We start from the raw sequence: 26,446 nt of genomic DNA on the forward strand, positions 1-26,446 counted from the left end.
GAAAAATCTACTTTTGCATGAAAACAGAAGAAAAAATAGTTGAAAAAAAATATCAACAAGCCAAAGAATGTCCTATAACAATATTTATGGAACAAATTGGAGGAAAATGGAAACCTGTTATTATATGGTTGCTATTATCAAATGAGGTAATGCGCTTCAATGAATTAGATAAAGCCATCGATGGGATTAGCCAGAAAATGTTATCTCAACAGTTAAAAGATCTAGAAAAATTAAATCTGATTGATAGAAAATCTTATCCTGTAATTCCTCCTAAGGTCGAATATAGACTAACAGAAAAAGGAAAATCCCTAAAAGAAATTCTTACTATAATAATGAATTGGAGTAACCAGAATCTACGATGAAATATACTATCCCTATAAGAACCAACAGCATTTTTTATTGTCTAATAATGATGTTTTTCACCTTTAATTTAATAACAGGTCAAAAATCTTCTCAACAAGAGAATATGGAAAAATTAAATTTTATGATTGGAGAATGGGTTGGTATTTCGACAACATACAAAAATGACACTATCGCAAAACAAGTACCTGCTTTTGAAAAAATAAATTACATCTTGGATAAAAATGTCATTACTATTGATTTACGGTCTGAATTGCTACAACTTCATACCGTTATCTATTATAATGATAAAGATAAAAAATACTATTACAATCCTTACTACAAAAGCGGTGCCGGTAAATATGAAGCTGAATATAAAGATGGAAAATTAATAGTATGGCCCAGTAAAAACCGAAAGTTTATTTTTCATTTAACTTCAGAAGGAAATTTCCAAGAATATGGAGAAAGACTTGAAAATGGTAAATGGATTAAAGATTTTGAAGATAATTTTAAAAAAATACAGTAAAACTAAGCGCTGATCAATCATTATTCTTTTTTTGATATTTTACATTCAAAATACTATAACTACTTGAGTAAAAATAAATTTTATTAGTACTTTAGTTTCTTACATACTAAAATAGTAACAGCATGTCAATGTATGAAATTGAAGCTCTAATCGAAAATACAGTTAGAGTTATTGATAGAAGTAATGAGCCTGATCACGAGAAAAGAAATTTAATCTGGAACGCTTATACTATCCAAAATTCTTTTGATTGTAGTTTTACGAATTTTAGAGTTATAGATATTCTACTCAACGTCAATTATGTGCAAACGTATAATGTTCAGGATTTTCCTTTGTACAAAGAACATAAAGATTTTTTTGACCAATTAAATGCTAAAAACTTTGAATGGATTAATAAAGTCCCAAACGAAAAATGGTCTGATGATAATGAAAGCGTAGCGTATTGGGATAAAAAGTCAAACAAAATATATGTTGATTACAATTCTGATTTTTATACACTCTTTCCCAATGAAAAAAGCAACGAAATAGCACCTCTTGATTTTGGTCTTCTCATCATTGAGAAATCAAATCTCCAAAAAGATAAAGCTAATATATATGACTGGACCGCTTTCATGATTTTATATCTTCTGGGATGGTTTCCTTCTGAAAAAACGGTAGAAGAGCTCAAACAAAACTATTTCATACCTATAAAAAATATATTACATCATTATAATTATGATGATTACACTCCTTTGCATAGAGGGATGGATTTAAAGGTCAAAAACGATTGGATATCTGATATTCAAAAAGAACTTCTAGAATTTATTAAGGAAAAATAATTATAACTAAATACAAAATTCTTCACAACAAACAAAAAGCCTAACTACTTTTAAGTAAAATAGTTAAAAGTAACATCCATTCAAATAAGACTATCAAAATCCATAAAATTATAAGGAGCTATCTCATGATAGTATGTAACAATGTTCATATACAATCGTCGGAATTGTATTAAACATTTTTATAACAAAATATTCCTTATGAAATTCAAATTATTATTTTTTAGCTTTTTGGTTACTTCTCTTCTAACTGCACAAAACACTGAAAATTCTCATACCGATTTAGAAAAAATAGTTGAATCATTTAGAGTAGCTATAATTGATCACAGTGATTTTGAAAAATTCTCTGACTTATTTTTGCATGATTCGATTACCTGGGCAGCAATTGTTACAGGAAATACCAAAAAAATGGTTCTAAAACAAAAACCTGATTTCACATTTAAAGCCAGCGATTACAAGAGCTTCTTTAATACCCTGAAAGAAGGGAGTGAAGAAAAGTTTTATGATGTAAAAATAGATGTTCGAAATGAATTTGCAACCATATCATTTGACTATAGTTTTAATGTCAATAGCAAAGTTCAAAACTGGGGAACAGAATATTGGTCTTTGATCTTGGTAAACGATACATGGAAGATCACAAGTGTAACCTGGTCTCAAAATCTAGAAAAAATAGATGCTTGTCCTTTTAAAGATGAAAATATATTTAAATTATAATACAAATCAGGAGATGTTTTGTTTTTAAAACTACTTCTTCAATATTTTCATCTTGAGTATTAAACAATAGATTGTTTTAAATAATTTTATGATTCAAAAAGAAAAGAATTAGATATATTTATTGATAAACAAAAATTGAAAATATGGGTTGGGATATTAGCTATCATCCAATATCAGAAGAACAAATAAATACGTGGTATTTTGATGTATTACATGATCCAAATTTAATCGATGAATTATCAATCAAATACAAGATTGAAGATTTTTATAAAGAAAAATATAAAGAGACCATAAATGTAGGATCAGAAACTAAAAATGATGATATATTCGACAAAAGTCATGGATACTACATCGCTGTGGTACAAGGTTTTTTTCAAAAATTTTTCTATACTCGTGGGGCTGCTCTTTCTTTTTCAGAAAACTTATCTCTTCAGAAATATTTTAAAAAATGGAGCGAAATAGTACCCAACGAAAAACTCACTCAAAATGTAACAAATCAAATTATTGAAAATTACTGTTCTGGCGTTTATATCCCTAATCATAAGGTAGTTGAATTAATTAATGATTATAAAAATAATCCTGAAATAAGAGAAGAATTGGATACTTTATTTTCTCATAATAGAATTACTATTTTCTTAAAAGCATTAGCTTTTGCAAAAGATCATAACTTAGGGATTTTAGAAGCTACAGAAGTAATAGAACCTAATCCTATGGACTTAAATAAATCGTCTTGCTACTCAAATTTATTTAACTGTGATCCAGAGGGAGCAATACTTTATCAAAATGCTGCTATGGAACAAATAGCAGAAATTGAAAGAAAAGAAAATCTTCCAGAAGGAGAAATAGCTTCTAATGCCGAATATAGAATAACCAACATCGAACCTGATAAAAAAGAAAGAAAAAAAGGATTTTGGAAAAGACTATTCGGGAAATAAAATCTATTTTTTTTATAAAACTTGTCTGGTAATGAGCTAGTATCTAAAGTAATGAGCTAGTTTTTCATGTATTTACGAAAAAAAATGCTTTACCTTTATATCATCTAATATTAGATGACAATAAGGCTAGTTACGAGATTTTTTATCAATATTAGTAAAAGAATATATTACTGATTCATAAATACAAAAAAGAATAATGAAGTTACCTTCTATAGACTATCTCATAAAAACATCTAAAGACTCTTTTTTAAGATTTCCATTAACGATTTTATCATCTTTATTATCTGTAATCATTGGAATATATCTTATAGAAGTAAATGAAGATAAAGATAACCTTCTTCCTTTTATTCATATCCTTTTGGTAACCTCTATAGGAATCCCTTTATTCTTTTGTGCTTCTGTTTTTAGTGAAAAGCAAAAATACAACACTAAGTTAAGGGTAATTAGTCAAGTGGTCGTATTGATACTTTTGATTGCGCTTTATTTTTCTTTTCCCAGTTCTAAAAATACACTGGTTACTACAACTCCTTATATACGATATGCTATATTTAATATTGTTGCTCACTTACTGGTATCATTTATTCCATATCTTAAAAATAAAGAACAAAATGGGTTCTGGAATTACAATAAAATATTATTTCTTAGAATATCATCGGCTGTATTATACTCAGGATTCTTGTATATCGGCTTAATTCTAGCATTATCTGCTCTTAGATTATTATTTAATATTTCTATTCATGAAGAATTATATTTTGAGATTTTTATAATCATTATAGGCTTTTTTAATACCTGGTTTTTTGTATCAGGGATTCCCAAAAACCTTGAAGCTCTAGAAGATGAAAAAGATTATCCCAATGGTTTAAGAATTTTTGCACAGTATGTGCTACTACCACTATTGATATTGTATCTCATTATTCTATACGCTTATGGTTCAAAAATATTGATCAACTGGGATTGGCCAAAAGGTCTTGTTTCTTATCTGATTTCTTGTGTTGCAATCTTGGGAATACTAACGTTGTTATTGATACATCCTTACGGAAATTTAAAAGGTAATACGTGGATCAAAAAGTTTACAAGTGGTTATTATTTTATAATTATCCCTTTGATCATTCTCTTTTTTATTGCTATTGCATTTAGAATTGGTGATTATGGGATAACCATTAATCGTTACTTACTAATTTTTCTAGGAGTTTGGTTATCTTTAATATCTATTTATTTCATTTTCGGGAAAGCTAATATCAAATTTATTCCAATATCATTAGCCACCCTGCTCACATTGGTTTTATTTGGTCCTTGGGGTATGTTTTCGATAAGTCAAAAAAGTCAAATCAACCGATTACATCACATACTAGAAACACACTCTATTATAGCAAACAACAAGATCAATAATGAAGTCTTTTGGAATCTAGATAGTCTTTCTTATTTACACTCAGAAAAATCGTCGACCAATGATCAATTGCTAAAGGATTCTATACATAATGAAGTAAAATCTATTGTAGATTATCTAGATGATTATCATGGGTTTTCGGGTATTGATCATTTGTTTACACAAAATATGGATTCTTTGATAAAAGTATCAATGGTAAAAAATAGTTCGACAGATGATGCAAGAATTTATATGGAAACCATGGGACTTGAATATAGACAGAAATATAATTCTCAAACCAATAGATCAAATTATTTTACATATTCATCTAAACATTATTCTAATGAAAACAACTTCGTACGGATCAGTAACTATGATTATTTAATAAATTTTAGCGATTATTATATAACGCAAAAAAAAGAGTTTAACATTGATAACAAATTGTATACGTTATCATTTAAAGACTCTAAGCAACATAATGAGATTATTTTTTACTCTGAAAGTGATACAATATCATTTGCATTAAATACTTTGGCTACTCAATTAAGTAAAGAGTATGGTACGAAATACAAAAATAATATTGATAGCGATAAATTGTCAACAACAAAAAAATTAAAAGGATTAGAAGTTAAATTAATGCTAAACACTATTAACCTTCAAGAAGTAAAAAATAAAATCCAAGTACGTGCTGCGAATGGTTTTATACTTATAAAAAGTAAGTAATTATCTGTACACTATTATTATTAAAAAATGAAAGTCACTTTTATAATCATATTTTTTGCATTTTTTTCTAATGGTTTAACTGCTCAAGAATACGCAGAATTTAGTACCGATACGACAAGGTTTCGTAGATTTTATAAGAATAAAAAAACTAATTTACCAGAATATATTTCAAATCAAGAGTGGTATATAAATGGTCAAAAAATGAATTATGGCTCCGGAAAAATTAAAGTAAAAGTAAATCCAAATACATTAGATACTATTTTATATAAAGGATATAGAAGAAAGAAATTCGACACTATTATCTGTAATATAGCAGAAGCAAAAAAATATAAATTCTACTACAATGAATGTTGCGGAGCTTTTAATATCAAAGACGAGTCGACAAATAGTTTTATCATCGGAAAAATTAATTACAGGTTAAAATCTAAAGCACCTTCAAAAACATATCTGGGTACATTAGGAGAATCAGGAATTATTGTTTCTACAAAAAAAGACAATACTCTTTATACAAAGTGTAGAAGTGCAATGAGTCCTAATATTTACAATATTTCTTTCCGCGAAATTGAATATTGCTCAAATGATCAAAATTGTACAGAAGGTATTTGTTTACAGAAAGAAAATCAAAAAGAACCTCAGATGAATTTCTCATTTCATACAATTGATGTAAAAATGAAGTTCTTATTTATGCCACTTACATCTGATCCTGTAGATATCACTTTCGACCCCAAAACAAATCAAGTAGTCATATTTTAAATTATTACAAATACCTACTTATCATACATAATACAAATGAAAAAAATATTTCTGATTGCGTTTATCTGTATAACTCTAAGCTTTGTTGTTCTTACAATAGGATTTGGCCATGATTGTAATGATAAAGCAACAAAAGATAGCTTTGTAGAGTTTAAAAATGAGCAATTAAACACAAAAATTAAAGATGGAGATATTATTTTTCAGACATCAATCTCTAACCAAAGTAAAGCTATACAACTAGCCACACATTCAAAGTACAGTCACATGGGAATCATTTATAAAAATAAAGGAACATTTTATGTTTATGAAGCCATTCAACCTGTAAAAACTACTCCCTTACAAGAATGGATACAAAGAGGTAAAGATGACCATTATGTGATCAAACGATTAAAAAATGTAGAGAAAAAATTGACTCCAGCTACATTAAAAAAAATGAAAGAAATTGGAGAACTATACAAAGGCAAAGATTATGACCTCTATTTTGAATGGTCTGATGATAAAATATACTGTTCTGAACTTGTATGGAAAATTTATAAAGAAGCTTTAGGTATAGAAATCGGCCAATTACAAAAATTATCAGAATTTGATACCTCCCATCCTATCGTTCAGCAAAAATTAAAAGAACGATATGGAAACAAAATTCCTTCTGATGAAAAAGTAATTTCTCCGGCAGCTATGTTTAATTCTTCAAAATTAATAACCGTTGAAGAATATAATTAGTGATTGCATAAAAAATGGAGAGAGACAAATTGATTTCAAAAATAAAGTCAGATTTCAAAGGCATAAAACTCAGAAACGGGATTGGGCTTTGGGAAGCTCAAGGTCTTGACGATAGATTAACAATCGAAGAATGTAAAAAACTAAGAAATAGAGACGAAAAAGAAGATTGGAGTAATATATCTGTTGTAGATCTTTATAAATGTAACAGTTCATTATCTTTTTTTGATACACAAGGCATGCTTTTTCACTTACCAATCTTATTGTTATTTGCATTAGATTATTTTGAAGAAGAAGAGGATAGACTTGCCGAACAAGACTTTAATCTATTTCATAATGCACCAGATATAGAATTTCATCTATTATCTAATCTAAAATATCTTAATGATACTAGCAAAAATGCAAAACGTATGAGAGCATATCATCAAGAACGATTTTCATTATTAAATAAAAATCAAATCGAATGCATTATTAAATTCTTAGAGTATCGATTATTTGAAATAGAAAGTTATTATCAAGAATACTATGTTGAACAATTAGGTGCAGATGCTTCTACTATAAAATACGATACTAATTATATCGAAATACAAGAGGGAATCGAATATTGGAATTCTAGATTAGAACACAATACGTTATAAATACTCAAAACTTGATTCATTAATATGATGAGACTATTTACCATAGCAATATTATTTTGTACGATATTAAGTTGTAAAAATAAGTCAGAAACTGATTCTGAATTAAAAACAGATACTACTACAAAAGATATCACATTAGATGCTACACAAATCGCCAATCAATTAGATACATCAGTCATTAGTAAACATATCAAAACAGATAAGGATACGATCATACTTCCTTTTCAATATTCACTTGATTTTGGTGGGGGTATTTATAAATTTTCATGGCAATTATGTGACTTAATGATTGATAGCGATTCTTTGAATTATAGCCACTATAGTTTAAAAAACAATATCCCCTACAAAGGTTTTTCAAGCTTTGAAGGAAATATACATCTTGTAAATACACTAGATTCAAATGCTGTAACTACTCAAAAATTTAAACATTCAAACAAAGAATTTTACAAAAAAATATATTATGCTGATGATGAAAGCATCATTTGTAAAACTTCTCGAAATGTAATAGCTGTCTTGTCATTCAAATATCTCAGAGATAAAAAGTCATTTGCTATATTTTTTAAAGAAAATCATACTGTAGGTTTTGAAGCTTCAGAAGAAGAATTAATAGATCTAGCAATCTCGCAACTAAGACTAGCTAAAAATATATTCAAAGAATACACTCCTAAAGATTTACATGACTGGAATACATACAAGAACTCACTATCTCAATTAGAATCAAAGGTTTATAAAAAGATTTTTACAAAATTCAATACTTCTCTAGATTCTATAGGTAAAGACGCTGTATTTACTCCTAGAACTGATGGTAATCAAGCCTTAATTTCTACAATAAAATTAGGAAACGAAGGAACAAAACTATGGCAAGAGATCAGTAAATTAACAAATAAGAATATTACTAATTTTTCTTTTTCGGGCAACACTGAGCTTTTTGAGCAAATTGGCTTTTTACTATCTAGAATTAATACCATGCAAGTCGAATTCATAAATGACGATGCAATCATACTCAAGAAAAAAGATGAATATTCAAAACAAACAGAATATATAGTGATGAATAGACAAGTAATTAATAATAACGATATTTTATTCTTCACAGGGAGCAATTATAATTATGACTCTATATTTTCAAAAGAAATGGCATATTTTTATTTAAATCTTTTCAATAATTATAATGATTTATAGCAATCCCAATAAGGATATAATATCATAAATAAGAATAATCTAACAATTCATCTTTTAATATCAACAATTCAGTCATTAGTTTTTCTATACTGTATTAGGTTTATAGACATTTGATACATCAAAAATAAATGAATATAAAAACCTTATTCTTATGAAAACGCTAATATTATTTGCTCTGCTATTGATCTCGAACCTTTTTGGTTATGCACAAAAAAATATTGAAAAAACAACGATTACTGTTACAGTACCCAATGTAACAAGTTCTAATGGAGAGGTCTATTTTGGCCTTTTTGATGAAAATACTTTTATGAAATCAGAGCCTATCCAATCTGAAAAAAGTAAAATCATAGACGGAGTTGCTACAGTAACATTTTCAAATGTGCCCGCAGGCACTTATGGTATATCTTGTTATCACGATGCTAATGATAATAAAAAAATGGATTTTGACCAAAATGGGATGCCAAAAGAAGATTATGGCGTATCTAATAATAATATGAGTTATGGTCCTCCTATATGGGATGATGCAAAATTTGAAGTCAAATCAGAAAATCTTAATATAGAAATTAGATTATAAAAATCTAAACATTCATTCATCAATCAAAAAAGAGATCACAGGATTACTATGATCTCTTTTTTTAATAAATTAAATAGATAAAATAAATTTTTATATCATTTTTAATAGTTTTTACCAATAGCTTTTATATTTTTGTTTAACAAACAAATTACAAAATATGACCATAACACAACTAAAATATGTTTTAGCTGTAGCAGAACATAAGAACTTTACAAAAGCAGCAGAAAAAACTTTTGTAACACAACCTACCTTAAGTATGCAAATACAAAAGCTGGAAGAAGAATTAGACATATTAATATTTGATCGTAGTAAGAAACCCATTGAATTAACAGAAGTAGGTTCAAAACTTGTACAACAAGCGCGTAATATTGTTAATGAGAGTGAACGAATACAAGATATTGTTGATCAACAAAAAGGATTTATAGGAGGAGAATTTAAACTTGGTGTTATACCAACGATTATGCCTACCCTACTGCCTATGTTCTTAAATAATTTTATAAAAAAGTATCCAAAAGTCAAATTAAAAATTGAAGAACTCAATACTGAGGCAATTATAGAGAGGCTTCTAGATGGGCATCTGGATGCCGCAATTGCTGCAACTCCTCTAGAAAATGAAAATATAAAAGAACGGGCACTATACTACGAACCCTTTGTTGGATACATACCATCATCACATAGACTCAATCAGAAGAAAAGGATCGATATTTCTGATCTTGATATCGACGATATGCTTTTGCTTGAAGATGGTCATTGTTTTACAGATGGAATCATAAATATATGTAAGACCAAGAAAAGTTATGATGAAGATCATTTTCAATTAGAAAGCGGAAGTTTTGAAACGCTTGTAAAATTAGCTAATGAAGGGTTAGGCATGACATTACTGCCATATCTACATACATTAGATATAAAAACTACCGAAAAAGATAACTTACACTATTTTAATGATCCGTCTCCGGCAAGAGAAGTAAGCCTTATTTTTAATAAGAGTGAACTAAAAATGCAAATTATAGAGGCACTTCATTCTACGATATCTGGTGTAGTAAAAGGAGCTATTACATTTCAAAATGTGCAAATTATAAGCCCACTTGCAAAAGTAAAAAGCGACTAAATAGTCGCTTTTTTTTATTTTTCTAAATAAATTAAACAAGATTGTAATTCTGGTTTTTTTCTTGTTAAGGATTGAATCCAAATTTTTAATTCTTCAATCTCATGTGGAAGTAATCTGTTTAGTGCTTTTAAAACTTCCTTTGTAAAAAGATTAACATCAAAACTTACTTTTTTAAGTACAGTTTTGGTGTAATCAAACATTGCTCTAGCCATAAATTAATTAGAATTAAATTAGATTAGGTTTAAACAAATATATGTAAGAAAAATCTTACTTTGTTAAAAGTTGTTTAAGCTAATATAGGTAAAATAAAACTAAAAAGCTGCTTTTTGACTTGCTTTTAACATGCTAAAAATTGTTATCGCCATCTAAAAGATTTCCTAAACCGCCCAGAATACTGCCTTCTCCACGACTCTTTCCTCCTGCATTTGTAGCCAGGCTTAACACTCTATTAGCAAGTCTACTAAAAGGTAATGACTGTATATATACAACACCGGGTCCAGTTAAAGTTGCAAAAAACAACCCTTCTCCTCCAAAAATAGTATTCTTGATTCCACCAACAAACTCTATATCATAATGTACTCCTTTAGAAAAACCAATAATACAACCAGTATCTACTTTTAATTTTTCACCGGGTCGTAGTTCTTTTCTAGAAGTTGTACCTCCTGCATGCACAAATGCCATACCGTCTCCTTCTAGTTTTTGCATGATAAATCCTTCTCCTCCAAATAATCCTCTTCCTAGTTTTCTAGAAAATTCTATTCCAACAGATACTCCTTTGGCAGCACATAAAAATGCATCTTTCTGACAAACAAACTTACCTCCATACATAGTTAGGTCTAGAGGAATAATTTTACCCGGATAGGGTGAAGCAAAACTTACTTTCTTTTTCCCAACTACTTCATTATAAAAAGCTGTCATAAATAAACTCTCTCCAGTCAACAATCGTTTTCCTGCTCCAAAGATTTTACCCATAATACCTTTGTCATTCTGAGAACCATCTCCAAAAATAGTGTCCATCTTAATGCCATCTTCCATCATCATAAAGCTTCCTGCTTCTGCAATAACGCCTTCTTGTGGGTCAAGTTCTATTTCGACATACTGCATCTCTTCTCCTATAATTTCGTAATCTATTTCGTGTGCTGTCATTTTTAATGTTTTATTTTATGGATTAATAAATAATTCAACACTATTAGTAAATACTCTTAACAAAATGTTACAGATGATAGCGTTTCTTATTTACTTTTCACTTTGATTGTCCATTCAAAATTAAATGTAGATACCTCTACTCCATCCTTATTTGTACCAACAGATTTCATCCAAACTGTTTGTCCTTCTCCTGTTTCTATTGATTTTTTAATTGCCTCTTTAACCAAATGGCCATCATTACAAACAAAAGTTATTCTACCTGTAGCCTTTTTTGTAAAAGTAGCATTGTTATTTGCTACTAACATGGATATTTTCTTTCCACTTTCTCTGATATATCCAGTAACCAGAGCTCCTGTAGTTAATTCTGCTGCCATACCTTGAACAGCCCAAAACATAGATTTAAAAGGATTTTGATTGATCCAACGATGCTTAACACTAACAATACAAGTATTTTGATCAATACTCTTAACTCTAACCCCGCAGAACCAAGCAGAGGGTAGTTTAAACATTAAAAATGTATTTAATTTTCCCGGAGTGATATTCATATTATTCTGGTTTTAAAAGGTTACAATATAGGTAAAAGAAAAGTTGAGAAAAAGGATTTAAAACCTTAAATTTATGTTAATTTATGGTACTATGTTTTGCATAATACCTTTTTTTAGATATATATTTGCATAAGAAACTATTATATACTTTGAAAAGATGTCAAATACTAATCACAAAAACATAGCAACCTTTATACACTTAGGAGTATTTTCTAAGTATTTTATTCCCTTTGGAAATTATATAATTCCGATATTATTATGGACTACAAATAAGGAAAAATCAGATTTTATTAATACTCATGGAAAAGAAGCCATTAATTTTCAATTAAGTGTTTTATTATACTCCATTATACTAGGAGTGTTTTCCTTTCCTTTCTTTGTTTTCAATATTTTCGGAGATACATCTTTTTTTAATCTTTTTCAATTCGATAATATTAATATCAATATTTCTAATCCTGTAGGATTTGGCACTTTGATAGGAGCTTCATTTGTAGGAGTTGTTGCTTTAATCGGTTTCTTTTTAGAAATCATGTTTATTATCACAGCTTCTTTAAAAGCAAATAAAGGAGAATATTATAAATACCCTTTGAATATTACATTTATCAAATAACAAAAATACGGTACATAACTGATCAGAGTATTTTTAAAATCATCAATCAATATCAATCAATATCAATCATCATCAATCAAAAATCGAATTATCAGTAATCATCAATTATCAATCAAAAAATGAACAGTTTAACTTTTAAAAATTAGTTTTTATGAAGATCGAAAACACGAAAGCGCAAATGCGCAAAGGTGTTCTGGAATATTGCATACTTTCTATCTTAAAGGACGATGACGCTTATGTAGCAGAAATTTTAGAAACCCTAAAAGATGCAAAGATGCTAGTGGTAGAAGGTACAATCTATCCTTTGTTAACCCGATTAAAAAATGCAGGATTACTAAGCTATAGATGGGAAGAATCATCTTCTGGGCCGCCACGAAAATATTATGGACTCACAGAAACAGGAAAGCTCTTCCTAAAAGAACTAAATACCACCTGGAACGAATTGCAGCATGCTGTAAATCTGGTTACCAAACAAAAAAAGAAGTAAAATGAATAAAACAGTTAATATAAATCTTGCAGGCATATTTTTTCATATAGATGAAAACGCTTATTTAAAACTGCAACGCTATCTCGAAGCTATAAGACGCTCTTTTACCGATTCACAAGGTAGAGATGAGATTATTGCTGATATAGAAGCTCGTATTGCAGAATTATTTAGCGAAAAAATACAAAATGAACGTCAGGTAATCGGTATTAAAGAAGTAGATGAAGTAATTGCCATCATGGGGCAACCAGAAGATTACAGACTAGATGAAGAAATTTTTGAAGATGAACCAAGAGGAACAAATCAAGGCAGAAAGACTTCAAAACAATTATTTAGAGACACGACCAATTCTTATGTAGGTGGTGTAAGCTCAGGGCTAGGTCATTACCTTGGGATAGACACGATCTGGATAAGATTAGCATGGATTCTTCTTACAATTTTCTCCAGTGGAGCATTTATTCTTATCTATATTGCATTTTGGATTTTTGTACCAGAAGCAAAAACTACAGCCGATTTTTTGGCTATGAGAGGTGAAGCTGTAAACATAAGTAATATCGAAAAAAAGATAAAAGAAGGGTTTGATAATGTAGCCGACTCAGTAAAGAATGTAGACTATCAGAAATACTCAAGCAAGGTAAAAAATACGTCTACTACATTTTTTGAAGGATTAGGGGATGTACTATTATTTATTTTGAAGGTAATAACAAAATTTATAGGTGTATTACTATTAATCATATCAGGAGCTAGTTTAATCGGTCTTTTTGTAGGTCTTTTCACCCTAGGTACTTTTGGATTTATGGATACTCCATGGGTAGAACATATAGAAGTAGGTAATACTCCTGATGTACCACTATGGCTTATATCGTTATTATCATTTTTTGCAGTAGGGATTCCGTTCTTTTTCTTATTCATTGTAGGTCTCAAAATATTATTCAAAAACCTTAAGTCAATAGGTACTCCTGTAAAATTAGGATTGCTGGGAGTATGGTTTATTTCAATAATAGGATTAGTAATATTAGGGATTAGACAAGCAACATTACAAGCGTATGACGCAGAAATAACAACCGAACAAACAATATTACCTATTACTGCAAAAGATACGTTAGCAATAAAAATGGTTGGTAATAATAGATTCTCAAAATATCCTAATCGTCGTAATGATTATAAGATCAAAAGAGATGAAAATGGTAATCGTGTAATTGTAATACAAGATATCGAACTCCTAATCAAAGCATCAAAAATAGACACTGTTGCTAAAATAATGATAGAAAAAAAGGCAGAAGGCAAGTCTTATGAAGAAGCTCAAGAAAGAGCATCAGAATTAAATTATAGTTACAAAATCGACGGGAAAACATTGTTACTAGATGGTCATGCTATTACAGACTATAGTTCAAAATACAGAGACCAAGAAGTAAAAGTAATTCTTACATTACCAGATGGGATAACCATATTTGCTGATAAAAATACATCGAGATTCAATAATTCATGGGAGTATGATGACTATATCACAATTGATAATAAAGAAGAACATTATCTAAAACTTAATAATGGAGAATTTGAATGTGATAACTGTCCCGAAGAAAACGATTGGGAATATGAAGAAGATGAAGATAGTCTGAAAATTAATATCGATACCGAAGATGAAAATTTTAAATTAAAAATTGACGAAGACGGAGTAGAACTTAATAATGAGCCTGTAAACGTAAAAATAGACGAGAATGGAATAAAAATCGAAACCGATAATTAATCCATAAAACATCATAGTCACTTTAAATAACAAAATAAAAAGACTATTTACATTAAACATCAACAATCAAATACAATTAAAACGAACAATTATGATTTCACTAGCCAAAGTTTTAGTAACACTTTTTCTATCAGCATTATGTTGCTCTTGTAATCTTAACTTTAATATCAATGGGTTAAAAGGAGAAGGAGAAGTAGTAAGAAAAGAAAAGAATATCAATGAAAACTTTACAGCTATCAAAGCAAGTAGAGGTCTGGATGTTATTCTCTTAGAGAGTAATGATAAAAAAGTTATCGTAGAAGCCAACAAAAATCTTCATGATCATATAGAAGTATATGTAAAAGAAAACACCCTTTATGTTACTTCTGATGAAAATATATATCGTGCAGACGAAAAAAATGTAATTGTTTCTTATCAGAATCTTGATAAAATACATGTAAACAGCGGAGCGAGTATCTCCTCACAAAATGTCGTTTCACAGAAAGAGTTAGACCTTAGTGCAACTAGTGGAGCTGATATAAAGCTAGATTTGAACGCCAAAAATGTATCAACCTCTGTAACTAGTGGAGCTATGGTCGACCTCTCGGGAAAAGTGAACAATCATAGTGCAAAAGCAACTAGTGGTGCAGACATTAGAGCAAAAGATTTATTGAGTATGGTATCTGAAGCTAAGGCAACTAGCGGTGCTTCTATCAAAATTTATGCAAAAAAAGAATTTACTGGCAAAGCCACTAGTGGTGCTGATGTAATTTATTATGGAAACCCACAAAAGGTTACAGCCAGTGATAATTCTGGAGGAGATGTAAGAAAAAATTAGAATCACCTTTTCAACAATACGCCAATCAGAAAAATAGTCTTTGTATTACAAGGGCTATTTTTTTGGTATAGCTTTTGGTTACTGCAATTTGTAACAATCTTTTAATATATTAGTTTGTAAAGTATCGTTAATTTAGTTTGATTTTTTTCTGATTGAAATAATCGTTATATAATTAAATACAAAAAATAAAGTTTTAAAAACTATACTAAACACATCACACAAATGAAAACATCATTGTTAGTCGTATTCATATCGCTATCTTTAGGAAGTTTATATGCACAAAAAGAAAAAGTAAAAGGGAACAAAATTGTAAGCACAGAGCAGTTAGATGTAGATGCATTTCACTCTATAGAAATATATGACAATTTTGAAATCACCTTGGATGAAAGTAGTGATCCTGAATTAAAAATTGAAGCAGATAGTAACCTACAAGAAATGATTATCGCAGAAGTACAGGATAGTATACTTACTATTAAGTCGAGTAAAGATTTAAGAAGAGCAAAAGCCTTAAATTTGGATATTGCATATGCTTCAGAACTGAAAAAAATTACTATCTATGATAAGGTAAATGCTAAATCATTGTCTCCCATTAATTCTGCAAATTTACACGTTGAAATTAATGATAATGCAGAAGTCTTTTTTACGATAGACGCTGGTAAAGTGAGGTATTCAAGTAATGGAAAAGCATCAGGAGAACTTCATGTAACTGCAGTCGAAGCTATTTATCAGATTAATGATAATTCTGAATTAAAAGGAATCGTCTCTTCCGATAGTCTTAATGTAGATTTATATCAAAAAGCATCTGCCAAACTTGAAGGTGAGGTAAAATCAACATTGGTTAGAGCTGATAATGATACCGATTTTTACGGTGATAAATTAATAAGTAATAAAATGTCTATAGTTTCTGAAGCAAATAGTGATTGTTTTATTCATGTTAGTGTAGATGTAAGCATAGATGCAAAAGATAAAGCAGAAATTTATATTCTAGGAGATCCAAAAATCAGTATAGATGGTTTTGCCAATGAGGCTACTTTGTACAAGAAAAATATCGATTATACGCCCAGTAAATTAAGATTTAATTGATTTATCAAAATAGAAAAATCCCGCTGTAGCGGGATTTTTACAATAATACATATTTCTCTTTTTCAAGCTAAGCAGAAATTTCTTCACTAGTCTCTATAGTAGCTAAGTAACGTTCTGCATCTAATGCTGCCATACATCCTGTTCCGGCTGCTGTAATAGCCTGTCTATATTCTTTATCCTGAACATCTCCCGAAGCAAAAACCCCAGGTATATTTGTTTTTGTAGATTTTCCTTCAGTAATAATATATCCGGTCTCATCCATAGTAATCTGACCTTTGAAAATTTCAGTATTAGGTTTATGCCCTATTGCTATAAACAATCCTGTGATAGAAATATCTTCTTTTTCACCTGTTTGATTATTAACCATTCGTAAACCTTCTACTACTTGATCTCCTAGTACCTCGTCAACTTCGGTATTATATTTTACAGTCAGATTTGGAGTATTGTTTACTCTATGTTGCATCGCTTTTGAAGCTCTCATATAATCTTTACGAACCAGCATTGTTACACTAGAACAAATATTAGCTAAATATGTAGCTTCTTCGGCTGCAGTATCCCCCGCTCCTACTATGGCAACGTCTTGTCCTTTGTAAAAGAATCCATCACAAACAGCACACGCTGAAACTCCACCACCTCTTAATCTTTGCTCACTTGGTAATCCTAAATATTTTGCTGTAGCACCTGTAGAAATGATTACGGTTTCTGCTTCTATTTCTTTAGCGTTATCAACAGTAACTTTATGAATTCCTCCTGCTTCTGTACTAAACTTTACTGCGGTAACCATACCAATACGTACTTCTGTACCAAATCGTTCTGCTTGCTGTTGCAACTGCACCATCATTGTTGGTCCATCTATTCCTTCTGGATATCCCGGGAAATTATCAACTTCTGTTGTTGTTGTTAACTGCCCTCCGGGTTCCATACCTGTATACATAACAGGTTTAAGATCAGCTCTAGAAGCGTATATAGCAGCAGTATATCCTGCTGGACCAGAACCTACAATAAGGCATTTTATTCTTTCTATAGTATCAGACATATTCTTTATCGTTTTATATAGTGTAAAAGTAGCAATTTGATCATAAACCTTACATTAAAGTTATTAAGAATTGTTATCAAATCATAAATTCATACTATACTATTTTTAGAGCTAAAATTATATTCAATCTAGTAATACTATTACATTTACAAAAAAAATAAAAATACCTACATGACTTTTTTTGATGTCTTAGATATTTTAGGAACTACAGCATTTGCGATATCCGGTGCATTGAGTGCCATGAACCGTAAGTTAGATCTTTTTGGTATCTTTATTATTGCTTTTGTTACTGCCATAGGGGGCGGGACAATGAGAGATGTACTAGTCGGTAATACTCCCGTTTCCTGGATGCAGAATACCACAAACATATATTTGATCGGTAGTATTACCATCTTGTCTATCATGTTTAGAGACAAGTTGGATTATCTCAAAAAATCGCTATTCTTGTTTGATACTATAGGGCTAGGTATTTTTACAATTATAGGAGTCGAAACAGGTATCAATGCAGGGCTTCAACCAATAATCTCTATCGCATTAGGAGCAATGACAGGCTGTTTTGGTGGTGTAATACGTGATATTTTATGTAATGAAATTCCTGTAATTTTTAGAAAAGAAATATATGCAACAGCTTCTATTGCTGGAGGTATTTGTTTTATGGTATTGTATTCTTTTATGATTAATCCCGAATACATTTATATCATCACTACATTGTTGATCATTCTGATCAGACTAGTAGTTGTTCGATACAAAGTATCATTACCAATATTTACACTCAAAAAAAGTAGGTAATAACAGATTAGATCTTATCAAAATCAATATTTTATAACTTAAATCTTGGTAACTGTATTCACTAAAAAAACAAAAAAAGTGCTATTGTATAGCACTTTTTTATAGATAACTAAATCAAAACTATTTTGGCATAACCACATCACTAATTACATGAATTACACCATTACTAGCCATTACATCAGTTTTTACAATCTCACTATAGTTCCCATTTTGATCTTTTAACCAAATCTTACCATCCTTTTGTAATGCTTCAACTTTGGAACCATTAAGAGTAGTTAATTCTACTTTTCCATTCCCTTTTTTTAGAGCTCCTGCAACATCTTTTGCAGAAAGTTTTCCACTAATTACATGATACGTAAGTATCCTTGATAGTTTCTCCTTATTAGCAGGTTCTAGCAAAGAATTTAATGTTTTTGCATCTATTTTAGCAAAAGCATCATTAGTAGGAGCAAAAACAGTAAAGGGTCCATCTCCTTTCAGCGCTTTTACCAGATCAGCAGCTTTTACTGCAGTTACCAAAGTAGAAAAATCATCTACGGATGCAGCTACATCCACAATATCTTTGTTCGCTTTTTGTGCAGATATTGCTTGTGATAAAAGAAATAAGAAAAGAGTTGAGGCAATAAAAATTAATTTTTTCATGATTTTAAATTTTTAAATTTTAAACTTTTTTGTGCGCGCTTTTACATCTATATACACAAGATTGTTTCTTTTGGATGAGGTAGGTTTATTTTTTTCTTAAATTTGAATAATCTCACGATGTATGCAAGATGATTTAGGGCTTATAAAAAGATTACAAAAACAGGATAGTACAGCATTATCAGAATTGTATGATAAATACTCTGGTGCTTTGTATGGTATTATTCTACGTATTTGTAAAAATGAGACTATTGCACAAGATCTTTTACAAGAAACATTTTTAAAAATCTGGCAAAAGTCTACTACTTATGATCCCAAAAAAGGCAAGTTTTTTACCTGGTCGTATAGAATTGCAAAAAATATGGCACTCAATGCAATGAGAAATCCAAATACGCTCATCCAAAATCAGGATTTAAGTGTATATAATAATAAAACAGCCCTTGACGCTGAAACAGATGTGTTACAGTTAAATGGTTCTTTAAAAAAATTAGACCCTCATCATCAAAAGGCAATAGAACTTGTTTATTTTAATGGGCTTACACATAGAGAAGCGCACGAAGAAATGGATGTTCCTTTAGGCACTTTTAAGTCTTACATAAGACAAGCCTTAAAAAAATTGAGAGAAACCTACCAAAAAGAGTTTATTATATTGTGGATTATTATAGAAATAACAATGTATGGATAGAAATTCTATAAAACATACAGGAATACTTGAACAATATCTATTGGGAGAACTATCAAAAGATCAACAATTAGAGATCGAAAAAATATTGATAGAAGACAATGAATTGCGTGAATATTATAATGACATCGAAAGAAATTTTGAAAAAATAGCTTTTGAAAATGCAATTACTCCTCCTGATACTGTTAAAACTAGATTACTAAATAAAATAGATAGAACTGATAAACAGGTTATTCCTATACAAAAAAGTAATACATCTTCTGTACTTTTGGCAGTAGCTGCAAGTATATCTATATTTTTTATGATTAGTTCAGGTTGGTTATATACGCAATGGCAGGACTCAAAAAATAGTATGACTATTATAGAAAAAGAAACTCAAAATCTTAATGAACGTATTGTAACACTAGAGAAGAATCTAAACGAAACTAATAAATGGTATAATGCAATAAATAATCCTAACACAGTTAAATTAATACTAAAAGGAAATCAGATTTCTCCTTCTTCTAGAGCAATTACGTACGTAAATCACGAAGAAAAAACTGTAATTTTAAATCCAAAAAGTCTTACAAAAATAGATGATGATCAAACATACCAAATGTGGGCAGATGTTGATGGAGAAATGATTAATATGGGAATTATTTCTTCTGACAATAAAATGATCGCTATGAAGTATATTGACAATGCTACATCCATTAATATTACTATAGAACCCAAAGGAGGTAGTGATCATCCTACGGTAGAAAAGTTAATCGCAAATGTATTGTTGTAGCTAATAACAGCTTACTTATGATACACCTCCAAATTAATTGACTTTTTTAATGAATACTACAGCGCTTTTTCTATAGATGATTCTATACGTTTACCTATGTCTGGAAAACCACCTACAATATAATCGACATACTTTCCTTCTTTATCTATAATAATATTAGTAGGGAAACCATTAGTAAATTTGTCTACGACATTTCTATCCCCAGCAACAGTAGGATATTTAAAGTCATGTTTTTCAATAAAAGGAATTACTTTCTCTTTTGGATCAAACGTAACGGATACAAAGATGATATCTTTGTTATTTTTATACTGTTCATAAACTTCGTTTAATTCAGGAATTTCCTTTACACAAGGTTTACAGGCAATAAACCAAAAATTTAATACCACTACTTTATCCTTTATCGTATTAGAAGATATGATATTACCATCAATATCTTTCATTTCAAAATTGGGAACTTTTGTACCTATCATCTTAGATTCTCCCATTAATGACATTATATCAGAAAGTTGTTTCTCTTTCTCTTCTGGAGTAAGTCTACGCAATTGTATATAGTCTACTTTTCCGTCAGTAGTCATTTTTGGATCAACAGTCCAATCGTTGGTACTCATTAATTCCATAAATGTTTTCATCTCGATTCGTTTTCCAGACTCATCTTTGATAATCGTATTCTCATTAATAAAAGCGGCATCTTTTGGAGCATCTGGTAATTGTGATTTAACTTGTGAAACTGTAAAAAAAGAAGCAACTACTAATAATACATACAATGGTTTCATTATGATATGATTTATGAATGAATAGTATTATAAAAACGGCACAAAAATTATATTGTGACAGCATATCGTATTATATAAATACTTCAAAAAAAATGATATTTATCATATAAAAAGTAAAAATTGTGTGATAAACTTGTCAACCTATAAAACGAATAAGTATAATATCTATATACCAGCAGTATTTGTTTGAAACTATTTTTTAGATGAGAATCTTTTTCTCAATATTACTTTTTATATCCTTTGCAATAAGACCTACAATAGAACTAAGTCTTATTACATATTATCAACTCAATATCAAGACTATAGTAGACAAATATTGTGTTAATAAAAAGCGACCAAGGTTAAAATGTAATGGAAAGTGTTACTTGATGAATAAGATGAAAACCTCAACTCCATCTTCGCAAAAAAAAACAAGTACTCATGTGATATCAGAAGTTTTCATTCCTCTCTATTTTCAAGAGTATCAAATTATGATAGAAAAGATATTTTATGATTCGGAAGTTAAACACAATTGGAAATCACCACATTCAAAATATTTAGAAATAGAAATTCCTATTGATCACCCACCCAAAATAGTGTAGTTACTTCAGAAAATTAATTGTTCATATATGATTAAAAATTGCTTCTAATAGATTAATATCTAGATAGTGGCATATCTAATATGTATAGACTTTATCTATTTACTTAATGTATTGGTATAGATATCTTTCTAATTACCAATAATTAAACTATTTCTCAAAACAATGAAAATCTATTTAAAAAATAATAAATACTTTTTTGTATTTATTGTATTACTATCAACGTATACGTTGAATGCTCAGCTAAAAAAAACATTCAAAATCATAGATAACGAATCAAACTTACCAATTTCTCAAGTCACGTTTATATATGGTGAGCAGTCTGGGATCTCAAATAAGAACGGAGAAATCACTTTTCGTTTTCAAGAAAATACTGTTATGAAGATATCCCATCTTTCGTACGGAACGCAAAAAATTGATTCTGAATTCATCATAAAAACTCTTAAAGATGGAAAACTTTATCTGACCAAAAACACGACGGAGCTCCAACCTGCAACCATTATAGCATTACGTTCTAAACAAAATGACAAAGAACTACTTTCTTTACAATATCAAGATAAAATGGAACATGATGGAGGCGCTTTACTAAATAATATTCCTGCAATAAGCAGTATAAGAAAAAGCGGAAATTACGGATTTGATCCTGTGATTAGAGGTTTCAAATACGATCAACTCAATGTAGTGATCAATGGAGTACAGTCTGCAAAAGCTGCATGCCCAAATCGTATGGATACTCCCACAAGCCAAATCCCAGTAAATATGGTAGACCGTGTAGAAATTCTCAAAGGTCCATATTCGCTTAGGTACGGATCGGTTATAGGAGGAACTATTAATTTTATCTCTTCTCCTCTCAACACATCTGAAGATTTTTCTACATATGCAAGAGTATCCAGCGGTTTTGAAAGTAATGGTGATATCTCTCGTAATGAAGGCGTATTAGGCTTTAGTCACAAAAAATACAGCACGACCTTTTTTGGGTCTTGGTCAGAAGGAAATGATTATGAAGATGGAAATAATATCGACATTCCCTCTGGCTTTAATCGAGGTAGTTTTGGAGTTGATTTTGGAGTATTAATAACAGATCGACAAGAAATAAAAATATCTGCAACAAGAAATGTAGCTCGCAATGTAGATTTTCCGGCTTTACCAATGGACCTTCTTGAAGATGATACATGGCTGTTTAATGTAACACATAAAATCAATATTGAAAATAAAAATCTACACCTCTGGAAAACAACAGCATATGGAACTTTTGTAGATCATCTAATGGGTAATGAAAGAAGAAATCAAAACTCAAGAATGGTCAATGCATCTACCGAAGCCAAAACATATACATATGGAGCACGTACAGAAGGTATCTGGAATTTTTCTAACACATCAAAAATATACATCGGAGCCGATATTCGTATTGATAAAGCAGAAGGCACAAGAAAACGAGAGTTCATAGCAGGCCCCAATACAGGAAATATCTTTTTTGACAACGCATGGCAAAATAGTAGCATTATAAAAACTGGATTTTTTGCTGAATCACAATGGAAATACAAGCAGTGGAAAATTATAGCATCTGGTAGAATAAATGTTAACGATGCTTCTATCGACGAGCCACAAAATGAATTTAGTACAGTATTCAATGATACCAATACGACACAGATCAATCCAAGCATTAGTCTTGGAGTAGTAAAGAAATTAGGAAATAGCTTTTCTATGGGATTATGGCTAGCTCGTGCACAACGCAGTGGTAGCATCACAGAACGATATATTAATTTCTTTCCTGTAGGACTAGATCGTTTTGAAATGTTAGGAAACCCTGATCTCGATCCAGAAATCAATAATCAAATGGACCTCACGTTTGATTATAAAACCAAAAATACGGCACTTACATTAAATGTTTATGCATCGTATGTAGATGATTTTATTTCTTCTTTGGTAGACGAATCACTGACACCAAGACTTCCAAATAGTCCGGGAGTAAGAAGATACATCAATATTGACAATGCATTATTATCTGGTTTTGAATTAAATTGGCAACAACAGTTTTTACCAGAATTACTGCATCAATTTAGTGTCGCATATACGTATGGTGAAGACAAAGAAAGAGATGAAGCCCTACCAGAAATCCCTCCTTTGGACATGAGATATACCATAAAAGGAAATCTTATGAATAACAAACTACATCCAGAAATTATGCTTAGACATGTGCTTAAGCAAACACGTATCTCTAATGAATTCGCAGAAGTAGAAACCCCTGCTTTTACCACATTGGATATGTCGATTAAATATCGAATTAACCCTACAATTAGTGCCTCTGTTATTGCCCAGAATCTACTAGATGAAGCTTATTTTGAACATCTGAACAGAGCATTTAGAAGTGATCAGACGCAAAGGATTTTTGCTCCGGGTAGAAATATAATTGTATCAGTGAATCTAGATTTTCTATAGAAACAAAACATAAAACAATGTATAATATAAAGCTAAATACAATAGATTTTATAGTTCTAAGATTACAGTTAGTATTATAATTCTTATTTTTGCAAAAATTTTGGGAACATTTATGAGAATTATATTCTCCATAATTTTATTTTTATCTTTTGCGGTACGACCCGTAATAGAAATCAGTACAGTAATGTACTACCAACTCAATATTAATACTATTGTAGAAAAATATTGTGTAAACAAGGAACGCCCAAGATTAAAATGTAATGGTAAATGTTATTTGATGAGCCAAATGAAGGCAAATACACAGCCTTCTAAGAAAAATTCGAATACAATTGTCATTACAGAAGCTTTTATCCCACTTTTTTTTCAAGATAATGCTATTACAATAGAAAATAATAGCTTGATTAAGCTGGCACAAGTTCATAACTGGAAAATAAAATATTTTTATCTTAATTCAATTTCCAAAGACATTGATCATCCACCAGAAAACATACTATCCTAATTAACTATTTTGATAAATAGTCCCTTACATATCATATAGATTAAGCAATTAAACAATTGTGCTTACTAATCGTATATAAAACTTAAAAAATCTTAATTCTAATTGATTAGAAGATTTGGTATGTTTTGTATGTAATTGATACTTCTGGTCATTATTATACAGCTATTGTATAATAAGATATCCTGCTATCTCTTTAAGATATATATATTTGATTATAAAAGAGATCAAATATCTTCTATAAGAATATCAATTCCTTTCAGAATTTACCTAACAATACCATATTAATAAATGAAAAAATATATTTATGCTCTTTTTTTTGGAGCAACATCACTTATATCCGCTCAAGAAAATACAGAAAATAAATGGTCGGGATCACGTCCTGATGGGCATGCTCCTATATCAGTAATGGGCGATCATACACATGGCAAAGGCGAAATTATGTTTTCATATCGATACATGTATATGAACATGGAAGATTTGAACCGTGGTAGTGACAATGTGCCTTTTTCAAACGCCCTTCGCCCTAATGATGTATATATGGTCACTCCAACCAAAATGCCGATGCAGATGCACATGCTAGGTATGATGTATGCACCTAGTGATAAAATTACGCTGATGGCAATGGTAAATTACTTATCCAGCGAGATGGATCATATTACTGCAATGGGAGGAACTTTTACGACAGAATCTTCTGGTTTTGGAGATACAAAACTAGCAGCTATGTATAAATTCTTCAATAAAAATAAGCAACAATTACATGCTCAGGTTGGACTTTCAATTCCTACTGGTAGTATTGATGAAGAAGATGTAACACCTGCTTCTGCTCCTAATGAAGTAATACTACCTTATCCAATGCAAATCGGAAGCGGTACCTGGGATGCAGAACTTGCTCTAACATATTTAAAACAATGGAATGTTCTTTCCTTTGGAACTCAAGCGAGAACTACATTACGTCTTGGTGAAAACGATAATGATTATCGAATGGGTAATAGATATAGCCTTAACAACTGGTTAGCAATAAAAGCTTCAGATTGGCTTAGTTTTTCAGGTCGTATAGAAGTTGGTGCTATTGATAAAATAGAAGGTGCAAATCCTGTTTTAAGTCCAATGATGGTCATCACCGCAGATACGGCTAATTCGGGAATGACATATGCAAACGCAGGTCTTGGTTTTAATCTTTATGCTTTTAAAGGAAGCTTCAAGAATGTGAGACTCGGTTTTGAAGCAGCGCTACCATTATTTCAGAATATGAATGGCGTGCAGCTTAGAAATAAAGAAACATTAACAATAGGGTTGCAATACGCATTATAAAAAAACAAAAATAAAGAACACCTATTGGCTGTGTAGTATAAAATACACATCAGATATATGTGCTATTTGAATATAGTATGATCACCAACAATCCATCTCATCGAGTACATACATC

The 26,446-nt window shown here is 30.2% G+C and carries 30 protein-coding genes; 24 read left to right on the forward strand and 6 right to left on the reverse strand.

Translation table 11 applies throughout. The features are described from left to right. The first annotated feature begins 17 nt into the window (after positions 1–17). From FHK87_RS14270 to FHK87_RS14325, 12 genes are all read left to right on the forward strand, one after another. Positions 18–362 carry a winged helix-turn-helix transcriptional regulator gene (locus FHK87_RS14270; RefSeq protein ID WP_140594204.1) on the forward strand — a complete coding sequence of 115 codons (345 nt, stop codon included), beginning with the start codon at positions 18–20 and terminating at the stop codon, positions 360–362. A gap of 104 nt (positions 363–466) precedes the next feature. Beyond that, positions 467–865, forward strand: a complete 399-nt coding sequence (locus FHK87_RS14275; protein ID WP_140594207.1) for a hypothetical protein — start codon at positions 467–469, stop codon at positions 863–865. Positions 866–987: 122 nt separating this feature from the next. Then, complete coding sequence (locus FHK87_RS14280) at positions 988–1,680, forward strand: hypothetical protein (RefSeq protein WP_140594209.1); 693 nt, start codon at positions 988–990, stop codon at positions 1,678–1,680. Positions 1,681–1,878: 198 nt separating this feature from the next. After that, the gene (locus FHK87_RS14285) at positions 1,879–2,391 is read left to right on the forward strand and encodes a hypothetical protein (protein WP_140594211.1); all 513 of its coding nucleotides are present in this window, start codon (positions 1,879–1,881) and stop codon (positions 2,389–2,391) included. 143 nt (positions 2,392–2,534) lie between these two features. Continuing rightward, positions 2,535–3,326 (forward strand): hypothetical protein, encoded by a 792-nt coding sequence (locus FHK87_RS14290; RefSeq protein ID WP_140594214.1) that lies wholly within the window; start codon positions 2,535–2,537, stop codon positions 3,324–3,326. A 196-nt stretch (positions 3,327–3,522) separates the two neighbouring features. Further along, entirely contained in the window at positions 3,523–5,415 is a 1,893-nt protein-coding gene (locus FHK87_RS14295) for a DUF4153 domain-containing protein (protein WP_140594216.1), read from the forward strand. Positions 5,416–5,442: 27 nt separating this feature from the next. Further along, positions 5,443–6,168 (forward strand): hypothetical protein, encoded by a 726-nt coding sequence (locus FHK87_RS14300; RefSeq protein ID WP_140594218.1) that lies wholly within the window; start codon positions 5,443–5,445, stop codon positions 6,166–6,168. Between the two features lie 36 nt (positions 6,169–6,204). Beyond that, positions 6,205–6,888 carry a YiiX family permuted papain-like enzyme gene (locus tag FHK87_RS14305; protein ID WP_140594221.1) on the forward strand — a complete coding sequence of 228 codons (684 nt, stop codon included), beginning with the start codon at positions 6,205–6,207 and terminating at the stop codon, positions 6,886–6,888. Between the two features lie 14 nt (positions 6,889–6,902). Beyond that, positions 6,903–7,523, forward strand: a complete 621-nt coding sequence (locus FHK87_RS14310) for a DUF6714 family protein (protein ID WP_140594223.1) — start codon at positions 6,903–6,905, stop codon at positions 7,521–7,523. A 24-nt stretch (positions 7,524–7,547) separates the two neighbouring features. Next, positions 7,548–8,702: a hypothetical protein gene (locus FHK87_RS14315; RefSeq protein WP_140594225.1), complete on the forward strand. Its 1,155-nt coding sequence runs from the start codon at positions 7,548–7,550 to the stop codon at positions 8,700–8,702. A gap of 151 nt (positions 8,703–8,853) precedes the next feature. Beyond that, positions 8,854–9,276: a DUF2141 domain-containing protein gene (locus FHK87_RS14320; RefSeq protein ID WP_140594227.1), complete on the forward strand. Its 423-nt coding sequence runs from the start codon at positions 8,854–8,856 to the stop codon at positions 9,274–9,276. Between the two features lie 157 nt (positions 9,277–9,433). After that, positions 9,434–10,384, forward strand: coding sequence for a LysR family transcriptional regulator (locus FHK87_RS14325; RefSeq protein ID WP_140594229.1), 951 nt, complete (start codon positions 9,434–9,436; stop codon positions 10,382–10,384). A 14-nt stretch (positions 10,385–10,398) separates the two neighbouring features. On the opposite strand, the gene FHK87_RS14330 is transcribed toward FHK87_RS14325, so the two are convergent. From FHK87_RS14330 to FHK87_RS14340, 3 genes are all read right to left on the reverse strand, one after another. Continuing rightward, positions 10,399–10,596, reverse strand: a complete 198-nt coding sequence (locus FHK87_RS14330; RefSeq protein WP_140594231.1) for a hypothetical protein — start codon at positions 10,594–10,596, stop codon at positions 10,399–10,401. Between the two features lie 133 nt (positions 10,597–10,729). Continuing rightward, on the reverse strand, positions 10,730–11,530 hold the full coding sequence (locus FHK87_RS14335) for a TIGR00266 family protein (protein ID WP_140594233.1): 801 nt from the start codon (positions 11,528–11,530) through the stop codon (positions 10,730–10,732). A gap of 86 nt (positions 11,531–11,616) precedes the next feature. Continuing rightward, a complete protein-coding gene (locus FHK87_RS14340) occupies positions 11,617–12,075 on the reverse strand; it encodes a DUF4442 domain-containing protein (RefSeq protein WP_140594235.1) in 459 nt (152 codons plus the stop codon). A 157-nt stretch (positions 12,076–12,232) separates the two neighbouring features. Between FHK87_RS14340 and FHK87_RS14345 the strand changes: the two genes are divergently transcribed. From FHK87_RS14345 to FHK87_RS14365, 5 genes are all read left to right on the forward strand, one after another. Continuing rightward, the gene (locus FHK87_RS14345; RefSeq protein ID WP_140594237.1) at positions 12,233–12,685 is read left to right on the forward strand and encodes a DUF4870 domain-containing protein; all 453 of its coding nucleotides are present in this window, start codon (positions 12,233–12,235) and stop codon (positions 12,683–12,685) included. A 151-nt stretch (positions 12,686–12,836) separates the two neighbouring features. Next, entirely contained in the window at positions 12,837–13,172 is a 336-nt protein-coding gene (locus FHK87_RS14350) for a PadR family transcriptional regulator (RefSeq protein ID WP_140594239.1), read from the forward strand. 1 nt (position 13,173) lies between these two features. Beyond that, positions 13,174–14,916, forward strand: coding sequence for a PspC domain-containing protein (locus tag FHK87_RS14355; RefSeq protein WP_140594241.1), 1,743 nt, complete (start codon positions 13,174–13,176; stop codon positions 14,914–14,916). Positions 14,917–15,007: 91 nt separating this feature from the next. Beyond that, the gene (locus FHK87_RS14360) at positions 15,008–15,733 is read left to right on the forward strand and encodes a head GIN domain-containing protein (RefSeq protein WP_140594243.1); all 726 of its coding nucleotides are present in this window, start codon (positions 15,008–15,010) and stop codon (positions 15,731–15,733) included. Positions 15,734–15,955: 222 nt separating this feature from the next. Next, positions 15,956–16,816, forward strand: coding sequence for a GIN domain-containing protein (locus FHK87_RS14365; RefSeq protein WP_140594245.1), 861 nt, complete (start codon positions 15,956–15,958; stop codon positions 16,814–16,816). A 67-nt stretch (positions 16,817–16,883) separates the two neighbouring features. Here FHK87_RS14365 and trxB read toward each other — a convergent pair whose 3' ends face one another. Continuing rightward, positions 16,884–17,852, reverse strand: a complete 969-nt coding sequence (trxB, locus tag FHK87_RS14370; RefSeq protein ID WP_140594247.1) for a thioredoxin-disulfide reductase — start codon at positions 17,850–17,852, stop codon at positions 16,884–16,886. Between the two features lie 171 nt (positions 17,853–18,023). Between trxB and FHK87_RS14375 the strand changes: the two genes are divergently transcribed. Beyond that, the gene (locus FHK87_RS14375; RefSeq protein WP_140594250.1) at positions 18,024–18,641 is read left to right on the forward strand and encodes a trimeric intracellular cation channel family protein; all 618 of its coding nucleotides are present in this window, start codon (positions 18,024–18,026) and stop codon (positions 18,639–18,641) included. 120 nt (positions 18,642–18,761) lie between these two features. Here FHK87_RS14375 and FHK87_RS14380 read toward each other — a convergent pair whose 3' ends face one another. Next, positions 18,762–19,283 carry a fasciclin domain-containing protein gene (locus tag FHK87_RS14380; RefSeq protein ID WP_140594252.1) on the reverse strand — a complete coding sequence of 174 codons (522 nt, stop codon included), beginning with the start codon at positions 19,281–19,283 and terminating at the stop codon, positions 18,762–18,764. Between the two features lie 121 nt (positions 19,284–19,404). On the opposite strand from FHK87_RS14380, the gene FHK87_RS14385 reads away from it, so the two are divergent. Both FHK87_RS14385 and FHK87_RS14390 read left to right on the forward strand, forming a co-directional pair. Then, positions 19,405–19,965, forward strand: coding sequence for an RNA polymerase sigma factor (locus tag FHK87_RS14385; protein WP_140594254.1), 561 nt, complete (start codon positions 19,405–19,407; stop codon positions 19,963–19,965). After that, the gene (locus tag FHK87_RS14390) at positions 19,958–20,731 is read left to right on the forward strand and encodes an anti-sigma factor (protein ID WP_140594256.1); all 774 of its coding nucleotides are present in this window, start codon (positions 19,958–19,960) and stop codon (positions 20,729–20,731) included. Before FHK87_RS14385 ends, FHK87_RS14390 begins: the two co-directional genes overlap by 8 nt. 56 nt (positions 20,732–20,787) lie before the next feature. On the opposite strand, the gene FHK87_RS14395 is transcribed toward FHK87_RS14390, so the two are convergent. After that, complete coding sequence (locus FHK87_RS14395; protein ID WP_140594259.1) at positions 20,788–21,504, reverse strand: TlpA family protein disulfide reductase; 717 nt, start codon at positions 21,502–21,504, stop codon at positions 20,788–20,790. Between the two features lie 203 nt (positions 21,505–21,707). On the opposite strand from FHK87_RS14395, the gene FHK87_RS14400 reads away from it, so the two are divergent. The 4 genes from FHK87_RS14400 (at position 21,708) to FHK87_RS14415 (ending at position 26,331) form a co-directional block, all read left to right on the forward strand. Continuing rightward, on the forward strand, positions 21,708–22,085 hold the full coding sequence (locus tag FHK87_RS14400) for a hypothetical protein (RefSeq protein WP_140594261.1): 378 nt from the start codon (positions 21,708–21,710) through the stop codon (positions 22,083–22,085). 162 nt (positions 22,086–22,247) lie between these two features. Beyond that, positions 22,248–24,521, forward strand: coding sequence for a TonB-dependent receptor domain-containing protein (locus tag FHK87_RS14405; RefSeq protein WP_140594264.1), 2,274 nt, complete (start codon positions 22,248–22,250; stop codon positions 24,519–24,521). Between the two features lie 112 nt (positions 24,522–24,633). Next, positions 24,634–25,020, forward strand: coding sequence for a hypothetical protein (locus tag FHK87_RS14410; RefSeq protein ID WP_140594265.1), 387 nt, complete (start codon positions 24,634–24,636; stop codon positions 25,018–25,020). Between the two features lie 288 nt (positions 25,021–25,308). After that, positions 25,309–26,331 carry a transporter gene (locus FHK87_RS14415; RefSeq protein ID WP_140594268.1) on the forward strand — a complete coding sequence of 341 codons (1,023 nt, stop codon included), beginning with the start codon at positions 25,309–25,311 and terminating at the stop codon, positions 26,329–26,331. Positions 26,332–26,446 lie beyond the last annotated feature (115 nt).

Source organism: Aquimarina algicola (genome assembly GCF_006443095.1).
GTDB lineage: Bacteria > Bacteroidota > Bacteroidia > Flavobacteriales > Flavobacteriaceae > Aquimarina > Aquimarina algicola.